This is a genomic window from Desulfovibrio desulfuricans, assembly GCF_024460775.1.
In the GTDB taxonomy this organism is placed as follows: domain Bacteria; phylum Desulfobacterota; class Desulfovibrionia; order Desulfovibrionales; family Desulfovibrionaceae; genus Desulfovibrio; species Desulfovibrio desulfuricans_E.
In genome coordinates this window covers 176675-188441 of sequence record NZ_JANFYZ010000002.1, presented here as the reverse complement: position 1 = coordinate 188441, position 11767 = coordinate 176675, and the positions used below count along the sequence as shown (strand labels likewise).

Sequence of the window (11767 nt, the reverse complement as noted above, 5' to 3'; positions counted from 1 at the left end):
CCTTGCGTAACGAGGAAGGTTATGAACCATTTCATTTTTGCGGATCCGGTCAAGTGCATCGGCTGCAATACCTGCATGGCGGCATGTTCGCTGGCGCATGAGCAGCAGGGGCTGCTCAGCAGGCCCCGGCTTGAGGTCATGCGCTACGGCAACGGCACAGCGCCTGTGAGTTGCCGCCATTGCGAAGACATGCCCTGCGCCAAAGTCTGCCCGGTGAACGCCATCACAGCCACGGGGCATTCAGTGCACATCAACGAAAGCAACTGCATCGGTTGCAAACTGTGCGGCCTGGCCTGTCCTTTCGGGGCCATCACCCCCGCTGCCGACAGGCCAGCCGGGCACCCGGAAGTGTACGAGCATTACGTGCCGGAAGAAGAACTGGCCGACGCTCCGGGCAGCAATTACTCCATGCCGCCTTTTCTGGCCTGGAATGTGGGCCGCCGCACCGTCGCCGTTAAGTGCGACCAATGTTACTTCCGCTCGCGCCCGGCCTGCGTGGAGGCCTGCCCCACCACGGCTTTGCGCCTTGTGGATGAAAAAACGCTGGCAGAACTGCAAAACAGCAAACGTGTTGCCGCGCTTGAGCAGGAAAAACACGGTGATGATGCCGCCCCGGCGGCAATAACCATGTCGGGGGTGCAGCATGCGTGATCCACTTGAAATCCTGCTTTGGGCTGTGCTGGCCTACATGGCGGGTGGCGTGCTTTCCCTGCTGCTAGGCCGCAACGAGCGGGCAGCCATTACCATTAACGGCCTTTTTGGCGCGCTTGGCGGCGCGCTTGGTCTGTACGCTGTTTTGCCCTTTTTGCTGCAACGTGCAGATGCCCTCAACCATGTTTACGCGGGGCCGTTCCCCTTTGCGCATCTGGCCGTGCGGCTGGATATGCTGGGAGCCTTCATGACGGGCGTCATATCCCTGCTGGCGGTTGCCGCTTCCATCTATTCCATTGCCTATGTGCGGGAATACGAAGGCAAGGGCGCGTCAGCCATGGGCTTTTTCATGAACACCTTCATCGCCTCCATGGTGGCGCTGATGGTCATGGACAACGCCTTCTACTTCATCATCTTTTTTGAAGTCATGTCGCTGTCTTCCTACTTTCTGGTCATTGCCGATCAGGAAAGCGAAGCCGTCAGCGCCGGCTTGCTCTACTTTTTCATCGCGCATGCCGGGTCTGTGCTGATCATGGCTTCGTTCTTCATCATGTATTGCCATACGCCCAACAACAGCCTTGATTTTGCGGCCTTCCGTCAGGCGCAGATTTCGCCTGCCATGGCATCAATAGCCTTTTTGCTGGCATTTTTCGGCTTCGGCGCAAAGGCTGGCATGCTCCCTCTGCACGGCTGGCTGCCCAGGGCGCACCCGGCCGCGCCCTCGCACGCCTCGGCCATGATGTCTGGCGTGATGGTCAAAATCGGCGTGTTTGGCATCATCAAGGTGGGCGCAGACCTGCTGGGCGGCGTGGATATGCCTGTCTGGTGGGGTGTTGTGGTGCTGACCTTCGGCGCTGTTTCGTCCGTGCTGGGCGTTATGTACGCCTTGGCGGAACACGACATCAAACGCCTGCTTGCCTACCACACCGTTGAAAACGTGGGCATCATCCTCATGGGCGTGGGCGTGGGCCTCATGGGTCTGGCCCTCAAAAACCCGCTGCTGGCAGCTCTGGGATTTCTGGGCGCGCTCTATCACCTGCTGAACCATGCCGTGTTCAAGGGCCTGCTGTTCCTCGGCGCTGGTGCCATCATCTACAAGGTGCACACCAAGGACATGGAGAAGATGGGCGGCCTTGGCAAGCGCATGCCGCGCACGGCCCTGTCCTTTCTGGTTGGCTGCATGGCCATTTCGGCCCTGCCGCCCCTCAATGGTTTTGTCAGTGAATGGTACACCTATCAGGGCCTTGTGAGCATCAGCCAGCATTCTTCCGCCATTGCCCGCCTTTCCGGCCCTGTGGCAATCGTGATGCTGGCCATCACCGGCGCTCTCGCCGCCATGTGCTTTGTAAAGGTATACGGCATCAGCTTTTGCGGGCAGGCGCGCAGCGCCAAGGCTGCGGAAGCCACTGAAGTTCCCGCTGCCATGACGCTTTCCATGCTTGGGCTGGCCGCGCTGTGCGTGGTGCTGGGCGTGGGCGCGGCTTGTGTGGCCCCTGTCATCAGCGCCGTGGCCGACTCACTCACCACAAGCCAGCAGCACTTTGAAGCCGTACGGCAGGGTGTGCTTGTTCCCGGCGCAGATGCCGCCACCGGGCTTTCGCCCACGCTGGTGATGCTTCTGCTGCTGGGCGGCATGCTTTTGCCCCTGCTGCTCTTTATGGCTGGTAAGGCCGACCGCCTGCCCATGCGCCGCAAAAACGATCCCTGGGCCTGCGGTTATGGTTACGAAGAACGCATGGCCCTTTCTGCCGGCAGCTTTACACAGGGTCTGCGCCACGTGTTTGCGGGGCTGTACCGCCTGCGTCAGGCGCTTGATCCGGCCCCGGCCATGTCGCGTGCGCTTGACTCGGTCATCCGTACTGCCCGGCGTGTGGAGCCCATGTGGGACGACGGCATTCTTGCCCGTATCGTCCGCACCGCACAAAAAATCGGCATATGTGTGCAGCGGCTGCAGCAGGGCGATTTCCGCGTCTACTGCCTGTATATCATCATCGCGCTTATCGCGCTGCTTCTCATCAAAGCCGCCTAGGGGGAATCATGTTTACCATGCAATCCTTGTCCTGGCCGGTATCCTTGCTGCTGGCCGCAGCGCAGACCTTGCTTCTGCTTTTGCTGGCCCCTCTGCTGTCCGGCATTTCGCGTAAAATCCGGGCCAGAATGCACTCGCGCCTTGGCCCCCTGGGGGCAGCTGGCGTGTTACAGGACTACCGAGACCTGGCCAAACTCATGACCCGGCAGGAAGTGGCCCCTGCGCAGTCGGGCATCATTTTCCGCATCATGCCCTTTGTGCTCATTGCCAGCGCAGCGGCCATCGCCATGACGCTGCCCCTGATCGTGACCGGCTCCCAGATGGCGAGCGCGGCAGATCTGATAACCTTGCTGTATCTTTTCGCTCTCTACCGCTTTTTCTTCGCCCTTTCCGGGCTTGATTCCGGCAGCCCCTTTGCGGGCATGGGCGCAAGCCGCGAAATGTTGCTGGGCGTACTGGTGGAGCCTGTGCTCATGCTGGCCCTGCTGGTGGCGGCCCTTATTGCTGGTTCCACCAACCTCGGCGTCATCAGCGAGATATTCCGCCAGAACTGGGGCGGCTCCATGCCCACGGCAGCGGCACTGGCCATGGTGGCCTGCGCCTTTGCCGTGTTTATTGAAATGGGCAAGATCCCCTTTGACTACCCCGAAGCGGAACAGGAGCTTCAGGAAGGCCCGCTGACCGAGTATTCCGGCCCCGGTCTTGCCCTGGTCTGCCTTGGCGTGAAGTTCAAGCAGGCAGTTGTGGCCAGCGTGTTCATCAGCGTGTTTCTGCCCTTTGGCAATGTAACGCCCGAGAGCCTCAGCGTTGTATCCGTGCTGACCGCCACAGTCATATTCGTTCTGAAGCTGCTGGTCATTTTTGTGCTGGCCTCGCTGTACGAAAACAGCCTTGCGCGCGGGCGCTTTTTGCTGACCCCGCGCGTCACATGGTCCGGTTTCGGCGTGGCGGCCCTGGCATTCGTCTTTTACTTCAGCAAGCTCTAGGGCGTCGAGGAAGAAGTCATGGATAAAATTGCACTGGCAACAATCCTGATACCGTTCATCGGCGCGTTGCTCGCCGCCTGTTTGCCGTATCGCGCGGCACGGGCGCTGGCGCTGGTGGTTGCCCTTGCCGCTTCGGCAGGCAGCGCGGCCCTTGGTCTGGCATACTTCAACGCAGGTATGCCCGAAAACTGCACATTCAGCCTTGTGAGTTACAACTCCGCCATGTTTGGCGGGGCTGGGCACACAGTGGAAATATTCGGCGTACTCGTAGACAGGGTAAGCACGCTCATCTGCTTTGCCGTGGTTTTTCTCGGTTTTCTGGTGGTGCTGTATTCCACAGCCTACCTGACCAAGGGCAACCGCGAGCATCCGCATGAAGGCACCACCCGTTTTTACGCCATCATGCTGGCCTTTATCGGCGCAATGGCCGGGCTTACGCTGTCCTCAACCCTCTTTGGCCAGCTGCTGTTCTTTGAAATCACCGGCGGCTGCTCGTGGGGTCTGATTGGTTACTACCAGACGCCCAAGTCGCTACGTTCGGCCATGAAGGCCCTGCTGGTGACCCACCTTGGCGCTCTGGGCCTGTATGTGGCTGCGGCATGGCTGTTCCATGAAACAGGCTCCTTCGCCCTTTCCGGCATTGCCGGGCTTGGCGACACAGCCAAGATCATCGTCGTGGGCGGCGTACTCTTTGCGGCCTGGGGCAAGTCCGCCCAGATTCCCATGCATATGTGGCTGCCCGACGCCATGGAAGCGCCCACCCCGGTGAGCGCCTACCTGCACGCGGCATCCATGGTCAAGGTGGGCGTGTTCATCTTTGCCCGCGCCGTCATGGCTGCCGGGGACATTCCCCCGGTTGTTGGTCAGGTGGGTATGGTCATGGCCGTGATAACCCTTATATACGGCTTCATCATGTACCTGCCGCAGACCGACATGAAGCGTCTGCTGGCCTATTCCACCATCACCCATCTTTCGTACATCTTCTTTGCCATTTCTCTGGCCGCCCTGTGCACGGACCCTGTTCTGCGCAATACGGTGCTGCTGTTTGGCGCGATCGCCTACATTTTCAACCACGCTTTTGCCAAGAGCCTGTTTTTCCTTGTTGCTGGCGCGCTCAGCTACACATGCGGCACGCGCACCCTCACCCAGTTGCAGGGAATCCTGTCACGCCTGCCTCTGCTGGGCGTGGGCTTTTGCGTGGCGGCACTGGCCATCACCGGCGTGCCGCCGCTCAATGGCTTTTTCAGCAAGTACCCCATCTTCACCACTGGTTTTGCCCTTGGCTCAACCCACTGGCTGGTGCTGGTGCTGACGGTGCTGGTCATGATCGAATCCGTGGGCAGCTTTGCCTGGTTCCTCTACTGGTTCGGCAAGACTGTACCCGGCAAACCCTCTGAGGTTGTGGCGCAGGCGCAGCCTGTGCCCGCCGCCATGAAGCTGGTGCTGGCCATCCTTGTTTTCATGTCGTTCTGTTCCAGCATCATGGCCGTTTACTGGTTGAACCACGGAGGCTAAGCATGTTGAGTTCAAGTATAATCATCAACAATCTCGCGGGGCTTTTGGTGGTCACATCCCTGATGGTGGTCACCTGCAAAAAAGCCACAACATCCGCCTTGCTGTACGCTGTGCAGTCTGCCGTGCTGGTGCTCTCGTTCATTGCGTTGGGCGGCCTGATGCAGGCGCACGAGTTGTATACCTGGGCCGGAACCGCCGTTCTGACCAAGGTCATCCTTGTGCCGCTGATAATGTACAAGGCCCTCGGCAAAATGAGCGACCCTGAAGCGCAGGGAATGGTCATTCCCACATCTGTGGTCGTCATACTGTCAGCCGTTCTGCTGCTCTTGTGCCACTTTGTGGTGAGCACGGTTCAGGTGCCCATCATTACCCAGCACGGTCTTGAGCCTGTACTGGCCGTATCGCTTGGTCACTTCATGATCGGCGTTATGTGCATTGTGGTGCAGCGCAACATCATCAAGCAGATATTCGGCTATTGCCTGATGGAAAACGGCGCGCACATGACCCTGGCCCTGCTGGCCAACCAGGCCCCGCATCTTGTGGAAATTGGCATTTCCACAGACGCCATCTTCGCGGTTATCATCATGGTTTACATGGTGCGCCGCATCTTCACCACCATGAACACGCTGCGCGCGCATGATCTTTCCGCGCTGAAGGGGTGAGCCATGAATGTCATGACCAACAGCAACCCCATGCTTTTTTACCTGCTGCTCGCCGCGCCATTGATCACGTCGCTGCTGTGCTTTGCCTGCGCCTTCTGCGGGCGCGGCATACGCGCCGTGGTCAACATCATCAATACGGCAGGCTGCGCGGCCCTTCTGGTCACGGCCTACGGACTTGTAAGCAGTGTATATGAGCATGGCGCTCTTTTTGCCGCCGGCAAGTGGCTGTATCTCGACAGCCTTTCGGCCATGTTTCTGGCCGTGCTGGCCGTGCTTGGCACCATTACCGGCCTGTATTCCTACGGATACATGAAGCAGGAAGTGGACCACGGCGAAGTTTCCGTGCCCACGCTCTGCAACTATTACGGCTTTTTCCACCTGTTTATCTTCACCATGGTTTCGGTGATCACCACCAACAACCTGATCCTCATGTGGGCTGGCGTGGAAGCCACCACCCTTGCCTCGGCCTTTCTGGTGGGCATTTACGGGCAGAATTCCTCGCTTGAAGCTGCCTGGAAGTACATTGTCATCTGCACCGTGGGCGTGGCCTTTGGCCTCTACGGCACGGTGCTGGTGTATTCCAACGCCTCCGCAGCCATGACCGCCCAGGGGCTTGACCCCTCTGACGCCATATTCTGGACCGAAGCCCTGCGCTATGCGGACGGCCTTGATCACACCCTCATGTATCTGGCCTTTGTGTTCGTACTGATCGGCTTTGGCACCAAGGCCGGGCTGTTCCCCATGCACGCATGGCTGCCCGATGCCCACAGCGAAGCCCCAAGCCCCACCAGCGCCCTGCTTTCCGCCGTGCTGCTCAAGGCGGCCATGCTGGTCATCCTGCGCTACTACATCCTTATCAGCCGCAGCATCTCAAGCGCTGTGCCGCAAAACATGCTGCTGGTTTTCGGTCTGCTTTCCATACTTGTAGCGGCGTTCAGCATGATCTCGCAAAACGACATCAAGCGCCGCTATGCTTATTGCAGTGTTGAAAACATGGGCATCATCGCCGTGGGCCTTGGCTTTGGCGGCCCGCTGGGCATCTTTGCCGCCCTGTTCCACGTTATCAGCCACAGCCTTGCCAAAGGTCTGGTGTTCTGCGTGTCGGGCAACGTGCTGCTCAAGTACGGCACGCGCGACATGACCACCGTGCGCGGCATGCTCAAGATCATGCCTGTTTCCGCCGTGTTTCTGGCAGCGGGAACCCTGGCTCTAGGCGGCCTGCCGCCGTTCAGCGTGTTCCTGAGCGAATTCATGGTGGTCGTTTCCGGCATCACCGCCGGTCACATGTATCTGGTTGCGGCTCTTGCCGTGCTGCTCATGGTCGCTCTGGGAGCGCTGGTGCATCTGGTGGCGGTGACGCTCTCCGGCCAAGCGCCGGAATCCATCGCAAAAGGCGAACAGGGCAGCATGACCCTTATCCCCGCCGCCGTGCTGCTGGGCCTGCTGCTAGTTATGGGCACCTGCACGCCCGCCCCTGTGGTGAACATGCTCAACGCAGCCACCAGCATCGTGCTGGATAAAAATACCGCCACGGCCCAGGTGCAGCCCGCCCTGCGCGACATGGTACGCGCCGCTTCCCACGATACGGCGGATGCGGCGGAAGCCGACGACGCAAAGCAAACTTCTTCCCGTCAGGAGATATAACGTGAGCACGACCACGGAACAGACCCAACACCCCGCCAGCGGCAATCGCGGCGCAGGGTATGTGGCAAACGTGCGGCAGCGCTTTCCCTATGCTGTTCTTGATGAAGAACGGCAAACCAGCAACCAGCTCACCATCACGGTCAAGCTGGAGGCTCTGCCCGATGTGGTTTCCTACCTTTATTACGATCAGGGCGGCTGGCTGCCGGTGGTTTTTGGCAACGACGAACGCACGCTCAACGGCAGCTTTGCCATCTACTACGCCCTTTCCATGGAAGAAGGCGAAAAATGCTGGATAGTTGTACGTGCCTTCGTGGACGCCGACCGGCAGGAGTTCCCTTCCGTCACGGCCAGGGTGCCCGCCGCCGTGTGGGGCGAGCGCGAAATCCGCGACATGTACGGCCTCACACCCGTGGGCCTGCCCGATGCGCGCCGTCTGGTGCTGCCCGACGACTGGCCGGACAACCTGCACCCTCTGCGCAAGGACTGCATGGACTACCGCCAGCGCCCCGCGCCCACCACGGACACGGAAACCTACGACTTCATCAACGAGCTGGGCAGCAGTAAAAACCGCATTCTGCCAATTGGCCCCATGCACGTCACTTCTGACGAACCCGGGCACTTCCGCCTGTTTGTTGACGGCGAAAACGTGGTGGATGCCGACTACCGCATGTTCTATGTGCATCGCGGCATGGAAAAAGCTGCGGAAGTACGCATGGGCTACCACGAAATCACCTTTCTGGCCGAGCGCGTGTGCGGCATCTGCGGCTATGCCCACAGCATCGCCTACGCCAACTCGGTGGAAAACGCCCTGGACATCAACGTGCCCATGCGCGCCCGCTGGATACGCACCCTGCTGCTGGAGGCGGAACGCCTGCACAGCCATCTGCTGAACCTCGGCCTTGTCTGCCACTTTACGGGCTTTGACTCCGGCTTTCAGCAGTTCTTCCGCGTGCGTGAAAAATCCATGACCATTGCCGAGCTGCTCACCGGGTCGCGCAAGACCTACGGTCTCAACCTTATCGGCGGCATCCGCAACGATATTCTGGCCGATGCGCGCAAAACTACCACGGACCTGCTCAATTCCATTGAAAAGGAAGTGGCCGAGCTGGTGGACATGCTCCTCAGCACCACCAACTTTGAACAGCGCACCAAGGGCGTGGGCATTCTCGACCGCAAGGTGGCCCGCGACTACAGCCCCGTTGGCCCCATGATCCGCGGCAGCGGCTTTGCACGGGATGTGCGCGCCGATCATCCCTTTGAAGGCTACGCCCATATTCCCGTCAACGTCTTCTCCTTTGACGGTTGCGACATCTTCTCCCGCGCGCTTGTGCGGGTGAAGGAAGTGTTCGACTCCATCGCCCAGTGCCGCTACGTGCTGGACAACATGCCCGGCGGCCCGGTGCTGACCGAAGGCTTCACCTACACGCCCCACAAGTTCGCTCTGGGCTTTACCGAGGCCCCTCGCGGCGAAGACGTGCACTGGAGCATGACCGGCAACAACCAGAAGATATTCCGCTGGCGCTGCCGCGCGGCCACCTACGCCAACTGGCCGGTGCTGCGCTACGCCCTGCGCGGCAATACGGTTTCGGACGCCGCCCTCATCATCGGCAGCCTTGACCCCTGCTATTCCTGCACAGACCGCGTCACCCTTGTGGATGTGCGCAAAAAGAAGGCCAAGACCGTATCGTATCAAGACTTTGAGCAGTACGGCATTGACCGCAAACATTCACCTCTGCCCTGAAGCATGTGGCAACGCGTATGAAAACCACGAACATCCACCAGAACCGCGCGCGGCAGCGCAGTACGGCCCCCGTCATACGGGCGGCCCGGCGTTGCGCCGCTACGGCGGCCATGCACATGCGCAACATGCTTGAGGAGGCGCTGTCATGCTGAAATTACTCAAAATAGTCCGTGATGCAGGCGAGGTAACGATCAAGTATCCCTTCGCGCCTGCCGAATTCACGCCCACTTTCCGCGGCAAGCCGGAATATGACCCCAAGCGCTGCATTGCCTGTGCGGCCTGCGCCATCGCCTGCCCGCCCAATGCCCTGACTATTGAAACCGATCTGGAAAAGGGCGTGCGCACCTGGCAGTTTTGCGCCGGGCGCTGCATCTTTTGCGGTCGCTGCGAAGAGGTTTGCCCCACCAGGGCCTTGCGCCTCTCGCAGGAGTTTGAACTTGCCGTCATGCGCAAGGACGACCTTTATGAACGCTGCACCTTCAGCCTGTGCCACTGCCGCCAGTGCGGCACCCCCTTTGCCCCGCAAAAAGAGGTGGACTACGCGCTGGCCCTGACCATGCAGGCTGACGGCGTTACGGAGGAAGACCCCGACCAGAGGCGGCAGTTTGAAACCTGCCCCCAGTGCAAGCGCAAGCAGACCCTCGGCCTCAAGCCCCGGCAGGAGGTATAGCCATGTCCATCGTTCCCTATGCCTACGCGCCCGGTATCTCGCACTACAAAACCGAACCCGTCAGCGTTGAGGATTCCATAGCCGCGCTCAAGGGAGCGCTTTTGCAGCGCATTCAGCGCTCCGCCTACGTATACCGCATCGACTGCGGCGGCTGCAACGGCTGCGAAATTGAAATCTTCGCGTCCATCACGTCCATTTTTGATGCCGAGCGTTTCGGCATCAAGGTGGTTCCTTCGCCCCGCCATGCAGATATTCTGCTGTTCACGGGCGCTGTTACCCGCGCCATGCGCATGCCCGCCCTGCGCGCCTTTCACAACGCGCCTGACCCCAAGATATGCGTCTCTTACGGTGCCTGCGGGTGCAGCGGCGGCATCTTCCACGACATGTATTCCGTGTGGGGCGGCAGCGACAAGATTGTGCCCATTGACGTGTACATTCCCGGCTGCCCGCCAACCCCGCAGGCTACGATCTATGGCTTTGCCATGGCCCTTGGCCTGCTGGATCAGAAGCTCAAGGAGCGCAATCACGAGGAATCCGGCGCAGCCGCTCCAGCGCCCCTGCTGCCCGATGCCCCGCTCGACATCCGCGTGCGGATTGAACGCGAGGCGCGTCTGCTGGCTGGCTACCGCCAGGGCAGGGAAATCAGCGACAGGTTCTTCCAGTGCCTTGAGGCCGGAAGCACCGCCGCCCTTGAAGCAAACCTGCAAAAATGGATTCGCGATGCCGAAGACCCCCGCCTGACGGAAATTCTCTTCCGCCTGCGCGAAGTGTTTTTCGACAGCCTGAACGTTGAGCAGGATCAGGGGATCTACCATGACTGAGGTGGTCAGCTTCCACGCGCTGCGGCGAAAGTTTCTGGATACGCAGAAGGATCTTCCCGAGTCTGACGCTACCAAGCAGGTCATGTACTACTCCCTTGCCATCGGGCATCACGTGGGAGTTATCGACTGCCTCGTCAAAGTGCTGGAATGCCCCAAGGACGCCTACGAAGCATGGGTGGGCCTGCTGCCGGAAGGTGAGGCCCGCCGCAAGATGAGCGGCCTGCTGACCTTTGGCGAAATCCATATTGACGCGAACCATGCGGGCATGCTGGGCAAGGCTTTTGCCGAAGCCATGCCCGGCATGGACGAGCCATACAAGGGCTGGAGCGCTGTACTCATGGAGCAACTGGCCGCCATTCAGCGCGAGCCTGCGCTCTACCTCATGGTGCAACTGCCCCGGAGGATGGAATGACAGCCCCCGCCCCCCAAGACTGCAATGTGGTGCTGACCGTGGGCAACAGCCTCATGGGCGATGACGGCGCAGGCCCGCTTTTGTGCGAACGCATGGAGGCAAACCCTGTGCCGGGCTGGACTGTGGTGGACGGCGGCTCCATGCCTGAAAACGTCACCTACTCGGTCAAAGCCATGAAGCCCCGGCGTCTGCTCATTGTGGACGTTGCCACCCTCGGGCTTGCCCCCGGTGAGATGCGCTTTGTGGACAAGGAGCGCATTCGCTCCATGGGTATAGCCAGCACGCACAACATGCCCCTCTCCTTCATTATGGACGAACTGGAGCGGGAGATTGAACAGGTTGTATTTCTGGGCATCCAGCCGCAGGAAGTGGGCTTTTGTCTGCCTGTTACCGATGCTGTGCAGCATGCGGTGGAGCGTATTCATGCGGGGCTGGCGGACGGCCTAGGCGACATTCCCTGGCTGGCCTGATCCTTCGTCAAAAATGACGAAACAGGGCCAATTCGGCTAACTGTCTGGAGTAATAGCGATTGTTATAAATTTCACACAAGTTTAACATTCGACAGCTCGACACTTTTGACGAACCTGCGCGTACACGGTTTTTACATCAATCGTAACAATGCAAAATACCAGATCA

General features: G+C 59.9%; 12 protein-coding genes. All 12 read left to right on the top strand.

Annotated elements, in window-relative coordinates; all coding sequences use genetic code 11:
* The first annotated feature begins 21 nt into the window (after positions 1-21).
* From NE637_RS03495 to hycI, 12 genes are read left to right on the top strand one after another with little or no spacing between them, the layout of a single operon-like run.
* A complete protein-coding gene (locus NE637_RS03495) occupies positions 22-651 on the top strand; it encodes a 4Fe-4S dicluster domain-containing protein (protein ID WP_215647017.1) in 630 nt (209 codons plus the stop codon).
* Positions 644-2680, top strand: coding sequence for a hydrogenase 4 subunit B (hyfB, locus tag NE637_RS03490; protein ID WP_227117665.1), 2037 nt, complete (start codon positions 644-646; stop codon positions 2678-2680). The genes NE637_RS03495 and hyfB overlap by 8 nt, the downstream gene beginning before the upstream one ends.
* A gap of 8 nt (positions 2681-2688) precedes the next feature.
* On the top strand, positions 2689-3666 hold the full coding sequence (locus NE637_RS03485; protein WP_275161313.1) for a respiratory chain complex I subunit 1 family protein: 978 nt from the start codon (positions 2689-2691) through the stop codon (positions 3664-3666).
* An 18-nt stretch (positions 3667-3684) separates the two neighbouring features.
* Complete coding sequence (locus tag NE637_RS03480) at positions 3685-5181, top strand: hydrogenase 4 subunit D (RefSeq protein WP_227117666.1); 1497 nt, start codon at positions 3685-3687, stop codon at positions 5179-5181.
* Between the two features lie 2 nt (positions 5182-5183).
* Entirely contained in the window at positions 5184-5843 is a 660-nt protein-coding gene (gene hyfE / locus NE637_RS03475; RefSeq protein ID WP_227117667.1) for a hydrogenase 4 membrane subunit, read from the top strand.
* 3 nt (positions 5844-5846) lie between these two features.
* Positions 5847-7487, top strand: a complete 1641-nt coding sequence (locus NE637_RS03470) for a hydrogenase 4 subunit F (RefSeq protein ID WP_215647021.1) — start codon at positions 5847-5849, stop codon at positions 7485-7487.
* Between the two features lies 1 nt (position 7488).
* On the top strand, positions 7489-9228 hold the full coding sequence (locus NE637_RS03465; protein ID WP_227117669.1) for a hydrogenase large subunit: 1740 nt from the start codon (positions 7489-7491) through the stop codon (positions 9226-9228).
* A gap of 17 nt (positions 9229-9245) precedes the next feature.
* On the top strand, positions 9246-9380 hold the full coding sequence (locus NE637_RS03460) for a hypothetical protein (RefSeq protein WP_256185855.1): 135 nt from the start codon (positions 9246-9248) through the stop codon (positions 9378-9380).
* Positions 9374-9898, top strand: coding sequence for a formate hydrogenlyase complex iron-sulfur subunit (locus tag NE637_RS03455; protein ID WP_215647023.1), 525 nt, complete (start codon positions 9374-9376; stop codon positions 9896-9898). Before NE637_RS03460 ends, NE637_RS03455 begins: the two co-directional genes overlap by 7 nt.
* Positions 9899-9900: 2 nt before the next feature.
* Positions 9901-10719, top strand: coding sequence for an NADH-quinone oxidoreductase subunit B family protein (locus NE637_RS03450; protein ID WP_215647024.1), 819 nt, complete (start codon positions 9901-9903; stop codon positions 10717-10719).
* The gene (locus NE637_RS03445; protein ID WP_227117671.1) at positions 10712-11131 is read left to right on the top strand and encodes a formate hydrogenlyase maturation HycH family protein; all 420 of its coding nucleotides are present in this window, start codon (positions 10712-10714) and stop codon (positions 11129-11131) included. The genes NE637_RS03450 and NE637_RS03445 overlap by 8 nt, the downstream gene beginning before the upstream one ends.
* The gene (hycI, locus tag NE637_RS03440; protein WP_215647026.1) at positions 11128-11601 is read left to right on the top strand and encodes a hydrogenase maturation peptidase HycI; all 474 of its coding nucleotides are present in this window, start codon (positions 11128-11130) and stop codon (positions 11599-11601) included. Before NE637_RS03445 ends, hycI begins: the two co-directional genes overlap by 4 nt.
* The last annotated feature ends 166 nt before the right edge of the window (positions 11602-11767 follow it).